The sequence below is a fragment of the Roseateles sp. NT4 genome (genome assembly GCF_051857475.1).
Taxonomy (GTDB): Bacteria; Pseudomonadota; Gammaproteobacteria; order Burkholderiales; family Burkholderiaceae_C; genus Pelomonas.
This window is the reverse complement of record NZ_JBPZGZ010000007.1, coordinates 168,688-183,137: the sequence shown is the minus strand read 5'-3', so window position 1 is coordinate 183,137 and position 14,450 is coordinate 168,688. Positions and strand designations below refer to the sequence as shown.

At 69.9% G+C, this 14,450-nt stretch carries 8 protein-coding genes; 6 read left to right on the top strand and 2 right to left on the bottom strand.

Annotation, left to right across the window (positions count from 1 at the left end):
- Nucleotides 1-4: 4 nt before the first annotated feature.
- Nucleotides 5-1,612, bottom strand: coding sequence for a carboxyl transferase domain-containing protein (locus ACS5PN_RS29520; RefSeq protein WP_439467592.1), 1,608 nt, complete (start codon nt 1,610-1,612; stop codon nt 5-7).
- Between the two features lie 162 nt (nt 1,613-1,774).
- Here ACS5PN_RS29520 and ACS5PN_RS29515 point away from each other — a divergent pair, with 162 nt between their 5' ends.
- Nucleotides 1,775-2,467: a TetR/AcrR family transcriptional regulator gene (locus ACS5PN_RS29515; RefSeq protein WP_439467591.1), complete on the top strand. Its 693-nt coding sequence runs from the start codon at nt 1,775-1,777 to the stop codon at nt 2,465-2,467.
- Nucleotides 2,468-2,475: 8 nt separating this feature from the next.
- Here ACS5PN_RS29515 and ACS5PN_RS29510 read toward each other — a convergent pair whose 3' ends face one another.
- Nucleotides 2,476-2,757, bottom strand: coding sequence for a hypothetical protein (locus ACS5PN_RS29510; protein WP_439467590.1), 282 nt, complete (start codon nt 2,755-2,757; stop codon nt 2,476-2,478).
- A gap of 76 nt (nt 2,758-2,833) precedes the next feature.
- Between ACS5PN_RS29510 and ACS5PN_RS29505 the strand changes: the two genes are divergently transcribed.
- From ACS5PN_RS29505 to ACS5PN_RS29485, 5 genes are all read left to right on the top strand, one after another.
- Nucleotides 2,834-4,468 (top strand): FecR domain-containing protein, encoded by a 1,635-nt coding sequence (locus ACS5PN_RS29505; protein WP_439467589.1) that lies wholly within the window; start codon nt 2,834-2,836, stop codon nt 4,466-4,468.
- A gap of 10 nt (nt 4,469-4,478) precedes the next feature.
- Nucleotides 4,479-6,842, top strand: a complete 2,364-nt coding sequence (locus ACS5PN_RS29500; protein ID WP_439467588.1) for a CHASE2 domain-containing protein — start codon at nt 4,479-4,481, stop codon at nt 6,840-6,842.
- Nucleotides 6,839-7,630 (top strand): substrate-binding periplasmic protein, encoded by a 792-nt coding sequence (locus ACS5PN_RS29495; RefSeq protein ID WP_439467587.1) that lies wholly within the window; start codon nt 6,839-6,841, stop codon nt 7,628-7,630. Before ACS5PN_RS29500 ends, ACS5PN_RS29495 begins: the two co-directional genes overlap by 4 nt.
- A gap of 227 nt (nt 7,631-7,857) precedes the next feature.
- Entirely contained in the window at nt 7,858-10,611 is a 2,754-nt protein-coding gene (locus ACS5PN_RS29490) for a TonB-dependent receptor plug domain-containing protein (RefSeq protein WP_439467586.1), read from the top strand.
- Nucleotides 10,612-10,713: 102 nt separating this feature from the next.
- Nucleotides 10,714-14,445: an ATP-binding protein gene (locus tag ACS5PN_RS29485; RefSeq protein ID WP_439467585.1), complete on the top strand. Its 3,732-nt coding sequence runs from the start codon at nt 10,714-10,716 to the stop codon at nt 14,443-14,445.
- Nucleotides 14,446-14,450 lie beyond the last annotated feature (5 nt).

The window sequence follows — 14,450 nt, the reverse complement described above, 5'->3', positions numbered from 1 at the left end:
ACCGTCACATCCGGAACACGCCGAACTTGGTCTCGGGAATCGGCGCGTTCAGCGAGGCCGACAGGCCCAGGGCCAGCACGCGGCGCGTGTCGGCCGGGTCGATGACGCCGTCGTCCCAGAGGCGGGCCGACGCGTAATAGGGATGGCCCTGGTCCTCGTACTGCTGGCGGATGGGGGCCTTGAAGGCCTCTTCCTCGTCGGCCGACCAGGCGCCGCCCTTGGCCTCGATGCCGTCGCGGCGGATGGTGGACAGCACGCTGGCGGCCTGTTCGCCGCCCATCACCGAGATGCGTGCGTTCGGCCACATCCACAGGAAGCGCGGCGAGTAGGCGCGGCCGCACATGCCGTAGTTGCCGGCGCCGAAGGAGCCGCCGATGATGACGGTGAACTTGGGCACCTGGGCACAGGCCACGGCCGTCACCATCTTGGCGCCGGCGCGGGCGATGCCGTCGTTCTCGTACTTGCGGCCCACCATGAAGCCGGTGATGTTCTGCAGGAACACGAGCGGGATCTTGCGCTGGCAGCACAGCTCGATGAAGTGGGCGCCCTTGTTGGCGCTCTCGGCGAACAGGATGCCGTTGTTGGCGACGATGCCGACCGGCATGCCCTCGATATGGGCGAAGCCGCAGACCAGGGTGGCGCCGTAGCGGGCCTTGAACTCGTCGAACTCCGAGCCGTCGACGATGCGGGCAATGATCTCGCGGATGTCGAAGGGCTTGCGCGTGTCGGTGGGGATGACACCGTGCAGCTCGCTGGCGTCGAACAAGGGCGCGCGGGGCTCCTGCATCGCCAGCGGGTTGGCCTTGCTCCAGTTCAGGCGCGCCACCGAGTTGCGGGCGATGGCCAGGGCATGGGTGTCGTTGTTGGCGAGGTGGTCGGCCACGCCCGACAGGCGGGTGTGCACGTCGCCGCCGCCGAGGTCCTCGGCCGTGACGACCTCGCCGGTCGCGGCCTTCACCAGCGGCGGGCCGCCCAGGAAGATGGTGCCCTGGTTCTTGACGATGATGGTCTCGTCGCTCATGGCCGGCACATAGGCGCCGCCGGCGGTACAGGAGCCCATGACGACGGCGATCTGCGGGATGCCCTCGGCCGACAGATTGGCCTGGTTGAAGAAGATGCGGCCGAAATGGTCGCGGTCCGGGAAGACCTCGTCCTGGTTGGGCAGGTTGGCGCCGCCGCTGTCCACCAGATAGATGCAGGGCAGGCGGTTCTGCTGGGCAATCTCCTGGGCGCGCAGATGCTTCTTGACGGTGATGGGGTAGTAGGTACCGCCTTTCACCGTGGCGTCGTTGCAGACGATCATGCAATCCACGCCCGACACGCGGCCGATGCCGGCCACGACGCCGCCGCCCGGGGCCGCGTTCTCGTACATGTTCAGCCCGGCCAGCGGCGCCAGCTCCAGGAAGGGCGTGCCCGGGTCCAGCAGCATCTCGACGCGGTCGCGCGGCAGCAGCTTGCCGCGGGCGGTGTGCTTGGCGCGTGCGGCATCGCCGCCGCCCTGGGCGATCTTCTCGAGCTTGGTGTTGAGGTCGGTGATCAGCCCGCGCATCGCGTCGGCGTTGGCCTTGAAGTCGGCCGAGCGGGGGTTGAGCTGGGTGTTCAGGACCGGCATGGTGTCTCCGGGCGGGCCCCGCCTGAATCAGCGATTAAGCAGGGCTCAATTTATGGATGGACGGCCTCGTGAGCCGTCTGGGGGGCGCCAGAATAAACGAGGGTGAACCCGGATGCAATGCCGACTTGAGTGTTACTCAAGAATTGCGCAGAATGCGCTCCCATGCCTGCCGCCACCGCCGCTTCGCGCCGCCGCTCCCCTGCCGGCCCCAAGGCCGAGCAGCGCGTGCGCGACATCCTGCGGGTGGGCCGCGAGGTGTTTGCCGAGCGGGGCTACGAGCGTGCCACAACCACCGAGATCGCCCAGCGCCTGGGCATCTCGGAAGCGACGGTTTTCACGTATTTCCGCGGCAAGCGCGAGCTGTGCATGCGCGTCATCCAGGACTGGTACGACGAGATCATCGCCGCCATCGAGACCGAGCTGCCGCGCGACCTCTCGGTGCGCGAGCAGCTGGAGTTCCTGGTGCTGATGCATCTGCGCCTGTTCCTGATCCAGGGCACGGGGCTGTGCGCCCTGGTGCTGTCCGAGGGCCGGACCAAGGGACAGGATCTCGGCGAAGGCTTTGTCGAACTGCAGCGCCGCTACACGGCGCCGCTGATGGAGCTGCTGGCCCGCGGCCAGGAGATCGAGGAGATCCGGCGCGACATCCCGCTGCGCCTGCTGCGCTCCCTGGTCTTCGGCCCCATGGAGCACATGCTGTGGGAAGTGGTCATGACCGGCCGCCAGATCGACGTGGAAGCCAGTGCGCGCGACCTGGTCGAGTTGCTGTGGCCGGCCCTGCAGGCGCCCGACGAGGAGCTGAAGCAGCTGCGCCAGCTGCGCGGGCGGCTCGAAAAAGCGCTCGCTGGTGCCTAGACAGACGCTCAGCGCGTCCAGGACTGCACCAGCACCGTCTCGCAGACCTTGAACAGCAGCCAGGCCGCCATGGCTGCCAGCGTGGAAGCCAGCAACTCCAGCAACTGGCGCAGGCCGCCGTCCTGCAGGCCCTGCCAGCCATAGTCCGACAGCAGAGCCGCGTTGGCGCTCACCAGCCGCACCAGGTCCAGGGTCAGCAGCCCGAAGGCGATGAAGCTCAGCACCATGACGCCGAAGCAGGCGATGCGATGGCGGCGCAGCCAGCCGATGAAGCCTGAAATCGTCAGCATGACGCGGACTCCTCCTGTATTCGGCATTCTGCTGCATGGCTACGATCCAAGCTCCTGCGAGGGAAGGGAGGCTTCGATGAAAGCACTGAGAGTCTGGCTCGCCATGATGGGCCTGTTGCTGGCTGCCGCCGCTGCGCATGCGCAAGGCGAGGCGGCCGATGCCGACTGGCGCTACCGCATCCAGCCCGGCGACACCCTGATCACGCTGACCGACGCCTGGCTGGCGCCACCCAGGACCTGGCGCGACCTGCAAAAACTCAACCGCGTGCCCGACCCGTTGCGGCTGATGCCGGGCTCCAGCCTGCGCATGCCCGTGGCCTGGCTGCGCCGTGAGGCCAGCGTGGCCGAAGCCGTGTTCGCACGCGGCCAGGTCACGCGCCAGCGCGATGCGGCCACCGACGCCTTGACTGCCGGCGCCACGCTGCAGAGCGGCGACCGCATCCGCACCGGGGCCCAGTCCAGCGCCAGCCTGCGTTTCGCCGATGGCTCGCGCCTGCTCATCCCACCCGACAGCGATGTCACGCTCGAACAGCTGCTGGTGCTGGGGCGGGGCGCCATTCCCGCCGTGCGCATCGGCGTGCAGCAGGGCGGGGCGGACAGCCGCGTGACGCCCAATGCCCAGCGCGTACCGCTTTACGAGGTGCGAACGCCCCACGTGAACCTGGGCGTGCGCGGCACCGAGTTCCGCGTGCAGACCGCCGGGGCGCAAAGCCGCATGCAGGTGCTGTCCGGCGCCGTGCATGCCGATGGCCTGGGCGCCGACGTCGCCACCGGCCAGGGCCTGCTGGCGGAAGGCGCGGCCCGCAGCGTTGCAGCCCTGCTGCCCGCCCCTGACCTGAGCGGCCTGGCGGCCGTGGCGGAGCGCCTGCCGCTGCATCTGGCCTGGGTCGGCGGCCCCACCGGCGCCGCCACCTGGCGCGCCCAGCTCTATGTCCGCGGCGACTTCGACCGCCTGCTGCTGGACGATGTCGTGGGCGAGCCCGCCACCACCTGGGCCGAGGCGCGCGATCTGGCCGATGGCGACTACACCCTGCGCGTGCGCGCCATCGATGCGCGCGGCCAGGAGGGCGTCGCGGCCGACAAGGACATCCGTCTGCAGGCCCGGCCCGAGCCGCCCTTCATCCAGGCGCCCCCGCCCAACGCCGTCGTCTACAGCGCCAGCAGCAGCGTCATCATGGCCTGGACGCGCAATACCCAGGCGCCTCGGGTGCGCCTGCAGGTGGCGCGCGACGCCACCTTCCGCGATGTCGTGCGCGACTCGCCCGCGCTGAGCGACAACGGCGCGCAGGTCGAGCTGCCCTATGGCGACTATCACTGGCGCATCGCGTCGGTTGAGGCCGGTGGCCGGGTCGGCCCCTTCAGCGACGCGCAGAGCTTCGTGCTCGCGCCCCCGCCCCCGGCCCCACCGCCGGCCGAACCCGAGGTCGACGGCGACCAGCTCAAGCTGCGCTGGCGTGCTGACCCCGGCGTCGTGCGCTATGAGCTGGAGTGGGCGAAGAACGAGGCCTTCGAGGGCGCCGACGTGCAGCGCTTCTCGACCGACAAGGCCGAACTCGCCATGCCGAAACCGTCGGCCGGCAAATACTTCCTGCGCGCGCGTGCCTTCAATGCCGCCGGCGCGCCCAGCCCCTGGGGGCAGACGCAGATGATCGAACAGCCCTATCCGCGTTGGCTCTGGCTGTTGCCGCTGCTGCTCGTGCCCCTCCTTTGAAAAGCCGGGTTTGAAACGCTGGCCCTGGCTCTCCCTTCCCGGCGCATTGGTGCTCTGGGTGCTGCTGAGCCTGACCGGCGCGCAGCCGCGCGTCGACCGGGCGATCGGCGACCTGCTGCTGCGTGCCGCCGCGCCGCCGCCGGCCCCCGCCACCAGCGTCATCGTCGACATCGACGATGCCTCGTTGCGCGCCCTGCGCCAGCCCCTGGGCGAGTGGCCGTACTCGCGCGAGGTCTACGCGCTGATGCTGGACTATCTCGGCCAGGCGGGCGCGCGCCTGGTCGTCATCGACATCGTCTTTTCCGGCCCGCGCGAGGGCGACGCTCGACTGGCCGCAACGCTGGCGGCCGGGCCGCCGACCGTGCTGGCCGCGGCGGGCCTGCACCAACGCGCGGCCGTCGAACTGGCGCCGGCCAGCGCCGCCGAGCAGCGTGTGCTGAACCGCCTGGGCGCCGCCCATGCGCCGGGCCTGGACTGGGATGCGCTGACCGCGCCCACCGATGCCCTGCTGGACGCGCTGACCGAACCCTCCAGCCTCGGCGTCATCTCCGTGGCCCTGGACGACGATGGCCTGCTGCGCCGCCTGCCGCTGCTGCACCGCGTGCAGGGGCGCAGCCTGCCCAGCCTGGCCTTTGCGGCGCGGCTGCGTGCCGATGGCGCGCTGGCCTGGCGGCGGGAGGGCGACGAACTGTTGGCCGGCACGCGCCGTTGGCCGGTGGACGAGTCGGGCCAGTTGCGGCTGCGCCTGCCCTTGGACGGTGGCGAGCCGCCGCGCGTGTCCTGGCAGCGCCTGATGCGGGCGGCCCTGGGCGAGACCGAGGACCCCGAACTGGCCCGGCTGCTGGCCGGCCGCAGTGTCTTTGTCGGCAGCAGCGCTTTCTTTGCCGACGAGGTCATGACGCCCCAGGGCCGGCTGTCGGGCACGACGCTGAACGCGGCCGTCTTCGAGGCGCTGGGCGGTGAGCCGCTGCCGCTGCTGCGCGACAGCGGTGCGGCGGTCTGGGCCGTCGATGCCGGCCTGCTGGTGCTCGGGCTGCTGCCGCTGCTGCTGCGCCGCCAGGCTGTGGCCGCGGGGCTGGCCATGGCCGCCATGGCGATCACGGCCTGGTCGGCCGTGGGCGCGGGCCTGCTGCCCATGCCGGCGCCGGCCCTCTATGTGCTGGGCCTGGCCCTGCTGTTCACGGCCGTCGAGCACGAGCGCGCGCATCGCCAGCGCGAGCGCGAGCTGACGCGCGAACGCGAGCTGGCCGATGCACGCAGCCGGGCCAAGACCGAGCTGCTGGCCCAGGTCAGCCACGAGATGCGCACGCCGATGAATGCCGTGCTGGGCTTCTCCGACATCCTCGCCCGCTCGCCGCTCAAGCCCGACCAGGCACATTTCGTGGAAGTGCTGGGCCATGCCGGGCGCCAGGTCTTTGCCCTCATCAACGACCTGCTCGACAACGCCCGCATCGAGAGCGGCCGCCTGGAGCTGGCCTCGCATCCCTTCAACCTCGTCGACCTGGTCGAGCTGCAGCTGGAGCTGCTGCGTTCGCGCGCCCAGAGCCAGGGCCTGTGGCTGCGCGTGTTCGCGCGCACCGAGGCCACGGGCTGGGTGCTGGGCGACCAGCAGCGCGTGGCCCAGATCGTCACCAACCTGGTCGGCAATGCCATCAAGTTCACCAAGACGGGTGGCGTCACGGTGGAGCTGGCGCGCAACGCCGATGGCCTGGCCCTGATCAGCGTGCAGGACACCGGCATCGGCATCGCGCCGGACAAGCTGGAGCGCATCTTCCAGCCCTTCGCCCAGGCCGACGCTGCCATCGCCCAGGAGTTCGGCGGCACAGGCCTGGGCCTGGCCATCACGCGCAGCCTGGCGCGGCTGATGGGCGGCGATGTCAGCGTGCAGAGCCGCCCCGGCGAGGGCAGCCGCTTCGAGGTCCGCCTCGATCTGCCCGACTCGCGGCCGCCGCACGACGACCTCATCGAGCCGCGCGCCGAGCGCATCGCGCCAGGCCGGCCGCTGGCGCTGCTGCTGGCCGAGGACAACGACGTCAACGTGCTCGTCATCGACGGCATGCTGCAGCCGCTGGGCCACCACATCACCCGGGTGCGCGACGGCGAACAAGCCCTGGCGGCGCTGCGTGAGGGCGACTTCGACCTGGTGCTGATGGACATGCTGATGCCGGGCACCGACGGCCTGTCGGCGACGCGCCGGTGGCGTGCCATCGAGGCCGCCGAAGGCCGCCCCCGCCTGCCCATCGTCGCGCTGACGGCGAACGCCTTCGACACCGATGTGCAGCAGTCGCTGGCGGCGGGCTGCGATGCCCACCTGACCAAGCCGCTCAGCCTTGCGGCGCTGCTGCAGGCCCTGGCCAAATACGCCCGCTCATGAAGACCGCCCTGCTCAACGGCGTGCTCGCCGCGGCCTTGATGGCTGGCGCGGCATCGGCCTGGGGCGCGGAAGAAGTCGTGACGGCCTGTTTCGACGAGGCGGATCGTTCAGGCTACGGCTACCTGGATACCGACGGCGTCTGGCGCGGCGCCGCGGTCGACCTGGTCAAGGCGATGGCACAGCAGGCGGGTTTGCGACTCGTGCTGCAGCCCCTGCCCTGGGCGCGCTGCCTGCGCCAGGCGAAGGCGACCGGCCCCGAAGCGGTGGACTTCGCCTTCTACGCCAGCGTCAACCCGCAGCGGCTGGCCGACTACGCCTTCCTCGGGCCCATCCATCAGCTCACGGGCGGGGTCTGGTTCGTCACGGCGCGCAGCGACCTGCCGCACACGCTGACGTCGTATCAGGTGCTGGGCCAGCATCGCATGTGCGGCGTCTCGGGGTCCAACTACGCCTGGCTCGAGGGCGTGGGGGTCAGCAAGAGCGTCGATGCCGGTGCGCACAGCCTGCGCGCGGTGGTGACCAAGCTGCTGCTGGGGCGTTGCGACTATCTGCTCTCGACCGCCGAACTGCGGGCCTCGGCCGAGCGGCATGGCATCGCGCGGGCCGACATGGAGGCGCTGAGCTTCGCGCCCTATCCGGAGGCGTCCGTCGTTGGCTACTACCTGCTCTTCAACAAGGGTCAGGCCCGGCATGCGCCGGTGCTCGAGGCCTTCACGGCCGCGTTCGCGCAGCTGTCACGCACGGGCGCGGTAGAGCGCATCTACCGGGAGTACGGTTTCAAGCCCTGAGTGGCGACGCAGGTACGCGCGAGTTTGGGCCGTTAGGGCGTGGAGCGCCCGTGAGGAAAGTCAGTCCCTAGTTCATGGTGCGGCGATGGCGCCACAGCCTGACTTCCCGCAGGGGAAACGGCGTGAAGTGGCCCTCACACTTCTTTGCACGAGGGCAACACGCCGCGCCGCGGCGGGGGGTCGGGGCGACCCCTTCACAAAGCCCCAATGACCAGGAGTTCGCTTCCATGCAACACCGCCACACCCGACTGGCGCTGGCCTTGCTGGCCGCCGGCATCGCCGGCACGGCCGCCGCGCAGAACGCGCCGGGCCAGCAGCAGCTTGAACGCATCACCATCACCGGCTCCTCCATCAAGCGGGTCGAATCCGAGACGGCCCTGCCCGTGTCGGTGATGACGCGCGACCAGATCGAGAAGACCGGCGCCACCAACGTCGAGGACATCCTGCGCCGCATCGGTGCCAACACGGCCATGCAGTCCGACTCGACGCAGGGCGCGGGCTACTCCCAGAGTTTTGCCAACCTGCGCGGCCTGGGCCCCAACTCGACGCTGGTGCTGCTGAACGGCCGGCGCCTGGCCAATTTCGCCTTCGGCTCCATCGGCGGCAACTCGTCGGTCGACCTGAACAGCATCCCCTTCGCGGCCATCGACCGCATCGAGGTGCTGCGTGACGGCGCCTCGGCCGTGTACGGCACCGACGCCGTCGGCGGCGTCATCAACTTCATCACGCGCAAGGACTACGACAAGGGCGCCATCACCCTGAAGTACGGCGCCCCCGAGAAGAGCATCGGCGGCAAGGAAACGAGCGCCTCCATCGCCTTCGGCATGGGTGGCCTCAAGACCGACGGCTACAACCTGCTGGTCACCGGCAACGTCAAGAAGCAGACCAAGGTCAGCTCCCTCGACCAGAAGTGGTATCTGCGCGGCATCGACGAGATCCCCGGCTCGGATCCCCCGACCTCGGGCCGCTCCTTCCCTGGCCGCCTCGTGGACTTCAATATCACGCCGGGCGCCTATGCCAACGCGGGTGCGGCCTTCAGCCCCTGCGACCCCAACTTCAACACCATCCAGACGCTGACCACGACGACGCCCAACGGCACGCCGATCAAGCGCTGCCGCTTCATCTATCCGGCCATGCAGGAAAACCTGCCCGACTCCAAGAAGGCCGATGCCTTCGGTCGGTTCACGCTGGACACGGGCGCCGATTCGCAGGTCTTCTTCGAGGCCAGCTACGCGCGCAACGAATCCATCGGCCGCACCGCCGCCGTGCCCATCGACTCCACAGCGGGTCATGTGAAGGCCGACGGCACCTACCCGTCCTTCGCGCTGCCGATCTCGAGCAAATACTTCCCGCGCGACCTGCTGCTGAGCCTGGGCTACACGCCGGCCCAGTTCGACACGCTGGGCGGCGGTTTCACCGAGATCGCCATGCGCTCCGTGCCGGTCGGCCCGCGTACCAACAACGTGCTGAACGAGCAGACCCGTTTTGTCGCGGGCGCAACCGGCATCATGGCCGGCTGGGACTACGACGCCGGCCTGACGATGTCGCAGGCCAAGGGCTCGCTGGACTACTACAACTATCTGCATGAAGGCCGCTTCATCGCCGAGCTGGCGACGGGCGTCATCAACCCCTTCGGCCCGCAGGACGCCGCCGGCCTGGCCGCGCTGGACCGTGCGCGCATGGAAGGCCCGATGCGCCGTTCCAAGAGCACGACCTATGCGTTCGATGCCAAGGCCAGCAAGGAGCTGATGAGCATGGCGGGCGGCCCGATGATGCTGGCCGTCGGCACCGACCTGCGCAAGGAAAAGGCCGACGACCACGCCGTCAACCCCGACTATGAGCTGGGTCTGCACATCGGCGGCGAAGGCACCGTGCCCAAGACGGTGGCCTCGCGCACCATCTACGCGGTCTTCAGCGAGCTGTCCATGCCTTTTGCCAAGGGCTGGGAAGCGACCGTCAAGGCCCGCTATGACCACTACAGCGACTTCGGCTCCACCTTCAACCCTGGCGTGACGCTGCGCTTCCAGCCCAGCAAGGAAATCCTGCTGCGCGGCAGCGCCGGCACCGGCTTCCGCGCACCGACGCTGTGGGACGTGAACAGCCCGACGGCTTTCACCAACACGGCCAACTCCCTGGTCGACCCGAACTGCCCGGCCGGCCAGGCGGGCGACCCGCGCTGCGAGACGCAGTTCAATGTGCGCCTGTCCAGCGATCCCACGCTCAAGCCCGAGAAGTCGCGCCAGTACTCCATCGGCGCGGTGTTCGAGCCGGTGCGTGACCTGTCCATCGCCCTGGACTACTGGCACATCCAGAAGAAGGACCAGATCGGCACCATCGGCGGCGACGCCATCATGTCCGACCCGATCCTCTACCAGCGCTACAACGCCCGCGTCCATCGCCTGACCAGCGGCTTCATCAGCTACATCGAGACGCCGGTCGAGAACCTGGGCGACCTGAAGACCAACGGCATCGACGTGGACGTAAAGGCCAGCTGGCCGCTGGGCGAAATGGGCCGCCTGGGCGCCAGCTTCACCGGCAGCTACATCAACCAGTGGAAGCAGCAGAACGGCAAGGGCACGCCCTTCGTGTCCTATGAGGGCACGGCCGGTGACGGCGCCGGCGTGCAGCCGGTGCCCAAGTGGCAGCACACCCTGGGCCTGGACTGGAACCTGGGCAACTGGAACGTCACGCTGGAAAACAACTTCATCAAGGGCTGGACGGAGTCCGCGGGCCTGGTGGAGGCCAACGTCGGCCCGTCCGTCGAGCACAAGGTCAAGGACACCAGCCGCTGGAACATGTCGGTCGGCTGGAAGCCGATGTCGACCCTGTCCCTGCGCCTGGGCGCGCGCAACCTGCTGAACCAGGATCCGCCGTTCACCGCCGTGTCCAGCTATGGCTCGCACGTGACCGGTTATGCCGGCTCCTTCGTCGACCCGCGCGGCCGCTTCTGGTACGCCACGGCCAGCTATCAGTTCAAGTGAAATGACCCGCGCCCACGGCGCGGCAGCAAGGGGCTCTTCGGAGCCCCTTTTTTATGGGCCGAAGCCATCGTGGGCGACAGGTTGGCGCTATCGTCGCGCCGCATGAGCCTGCCCGCGCCCCGCGACTTCGACACGTCCTCCTTCATGGCCGGCGGGGGCGAGCTGGGCGAGTTGATGCGGGCCCACGACTGGAGCGCCACGCCGCTGGGCGATCCGGCCGGCTGGCCGCGCAGCCTGAAGACGGTGGTGCGCATCATGCTGACCTCGCGCCAGCCGATCTGGATCGGCTGGGGGCCGGAGCTCATCTACCTCTACAACGACGCCTACCAGTCCATCATCGGTGGCCGCCATCCCTGGGCCCTGGGGCAGCCGATCGCCATGGTCTGGCGCGAGATCTGGCCTGAGATCGCCCCGCTGCTGGAGACGGCGATGACGGGCGACGGCATCTTCGCGGAGAGCCAGCTCCTCATCATGGAGCGCAACGGCTACCCGGAGGAGACTTACTACACCTTCTCCTACAGCCCCATTCCCGGCGACGACGGCGTGCCGGCCGGCATCATCTGCGCCAACTCCGACGAGACGCTGCGCGTCGTCGGCGAACGCCAGCTCGACCTGCTGCGCGAGCTCGCGGCCCGCGCCGCCGACGCCCGCACCGTGGTCGACGCCGTGCAGCGCTGCACCGAGGCGCTGGAGACCAACCGCAAGGACGTGCTGTTTGCCGCCGTGCTGCTGCGCGAGCACGGCAAATCGGCCTTCTCCTTGGCCGGCACGGCGGGCGGTGGCGGCAACTGGCTGGACGTGATGTCGACCGTCGACGTGCGTGGCGAACCCTGGCGAGCGGACGAGGTGCTGCGCTCGCAGCGCCCCTGGGTGGTGGATGCCCTGCCGGCAGGGGTGGCCTGGCCCCGCGGCGACTGGAAGGAGGCCGCCGCCAAGGGTGTGGTGCTGCCCATCCGCCCCAGTGGCGACGCGGGCCAGGAGGGCGTCCTCATCGTCGGCCTCAACCCCTATCGCCTGCCGCAGGACCACTACACCGACTTCCTGGGCCTGGTGGCCCAGCAGCTCGCCGCGGCCATCGGCAACGCCGAGGCCTATGAGATGCAGCGGCGCAAGGCCGAGGAGCTGGCGCGCCTGGACCGCGCCAAGACCGTGTTCTTTTCCAACATCAGCCATGAGTTCCGCACCCCGCTGACGCTGATGGCGGGGCCGTTGCGAGAGGCCCTCGATCACGCCCAGCTGCCGCCGGCGGCGCGCAGCCGCCTGCAGATGGTGGAGCGCAACACGCTGCGCCTGTCCAAGCTGGTCAACGCGCTGCTGGAGTTCTCGCGCATCGAGGCCGGCCGCGTGACCTCGGTCTTTCGGCCCACCGACCTGGCCTCCCTGACCGGCGAACTGGCCAGCAGCTTCCGCTCGGCCATGGAGACGGCCGGCCTGGCCTACCGCGTCGCCTGCGCGCCGCTGCCGGCGCCGGTCTATGTCGACCGCGACCACTGGGAGCGCATCCTGCTGAACCTGCTGTCCAACGCGCTGAAGTACACGCTGCAGGGCAGCGTCAACGTGCGTGTCGGCGTCGAGGCGGGCTGGGCCGTCGTCGAGGTCGAGGACACCGGCATCGGCGTCGCCGCAGAGGAGCTGCCGCGCCTGTTCGAGCGCTTCCACCGTGTCGAGGGCGTGCAGGCGCGCACCCACGAGGGCAGCGGCATCGGCCTGGCCCTGGTGCAGGAACTGATGCGCCTGCATCACGGCCGCATCGATGTGGACAGTGAGCTCGGCCGCGGTACGCGCTTCACGCTGCGCCTGCCCTTCGGCCATGCCCATCTGCCGGCCGAGCAGCTCAGGCATGAGCAAGCCCAGTCGCCGGCCGCCAGCCAGGCCTCGTCCTATGTGCAGGAAGCGCTGCGCTGGCTGCCTCAGCCCGAGGCGCACGACGAGGCGCCGAGCGGCAAGCTGGCCGAGATCGGCGATCGCTACCGCGCGACGCTGGGCGCCCGCGTGGTCATCGCCGACGACAACGCCGACATGCGCCAATACCTGCGCAGCCTGCTGGCGCCTCATTTCCGCGTCGAGGAGGTGGCCGACGGCGAACAGGCCCTGGCCGCGGTGCGGCGCGAGCGGCCGGCCCTGCTGCTGTCCGACGTCATGATGCCGCGGCTTGACGGCTTCGGCCTGTTGTCGGCCCTGCGCGCCGACGATGCCCTGCACACCCTGCCCGTCATCCTGCTGTCGGCCCGCGCCGGCGAGGAGGCGCGCATCGAGGGCCTGAGCGCCGGTGCTGACGACTACCTCATCAAGCCCTTCACGGCGCGCGAGCTGCTGGCGCGGGTGGCCGCCCTCATCGAGCTGGACCTGGCGCGCCGCTCGGGCGAGCAGCAGCTCCATCTCTTCCTGGCCAACGCGCGCATGTTCACATGGGAGATCGATCTGCCCACGCGCGTGCTGCGGGTGTCGGACAACGCCGTCGACGTGCTGGGCGCCTCGCTGCGGCATCTCGAGGATGGCTTTTCCGTCGTGCATCCCGACGATGTCGATGCGATACGCGCCAGCATCGACCAAGCGGCGCAGGATGGCGGCGGCTTCACGCTGGAGCAGCGCATCGTTCGCCCCGACAACGGCGAGGTGCGCTGGCTGGAGACCCGTGCCCAGGCCTTGTGCAACGATGCCGGCGAGGCCGTGCGCCTCAGCGGCATCTCCTTCGACATGACGGAGCGCAAGCGCATGGAGGAGAGGCTGCGCGAGACCGACCGCCGCAAGGACGAGTTCCTGGCCATGCTGGCCCATGAGTTGCGCAACCCGCTGGCGCCCATCCGCAACTCGGCCGAACTGATGCTGCGCACGACGCCATCCGGCGCGCCGCAGCGCCGCGCGGTGGAGATCATCGACCGCCAGGTGCAGCAGATGAGCCGCATGGTGGACGACCTGCTGGACGTGTCGCGCATCACCCATGGCCGCATCGAGCTCGAGCGCGAGCCGGTCGAGTTGCACGGCGTTGTCGCCGCGGCGGTCGAGGCGGTCGGGCCGGCGATGCAGGAGCGCGGCCATCATCTCCAGGTGGTGGCGGGGCCGACCCTGAGCGTGCGCGGCGACGCGGCGCGGCTGCAGCAATGCCTGGTCAACCTGCTGTCCAATGCCGCCAAGTACACCGACTCCGGCGGCGAGGTGCGCCTGGAGCTGGCGCGCGAGGGCGAAGAGGCTGTCATGCGGGTGCAGGACAGCGGCGCCGGCATCGCGCCGGACATGCTGCCTGTCGTCTTCGACCTTTTCGTGCAGAGCGCGCGCACGTTGGACCGTTCCCAGGGTGGCCTCGGCATCGGCCTGTCGGTGGTGCGCCGTCTCGTCGAGATGCATGGCGGCCGCATCAGCGCCAGCAGTGCCGGCATCGGCCAGGGCTCGACCTTCGAGATCCGCCTGCCGCTGCTGCAGCAGCCCCTCGCGGCCATGCCGCCGCCGGCCAGCCAGGTCGAGCCGCCGCGGCGCGTGCTGCTCATCGACGACAACGAGGACGCCGCCGAATCCCTGGCCATGATGCTGCGCGCCGACGGCCATGAGGTGCGCACCGGCTTCGGGCCCCAGGACGCCTTGACCATGGCGGCAGACTGGCAGCCCGACGTCGTACTGCTGGACATCGGCCTGCCGGGCATGGACGGCTACGAGGTCGCCCGGCGCCTGGGCGCCACGCCGGCCCGCCGGTTGATGCGCCTGGTCGCGCTGACGGGCTATGGTCAGCCCGAGGACATCCAGCGCTCGGCCGCAGCGGGTTTCGACGGCCATCTGGTCAAGCCCGTCGCCCTGGCCGCCCTGGCCCAGGCCATCCGTCCGTCGGGCGGCAATGCCTGAGTGAT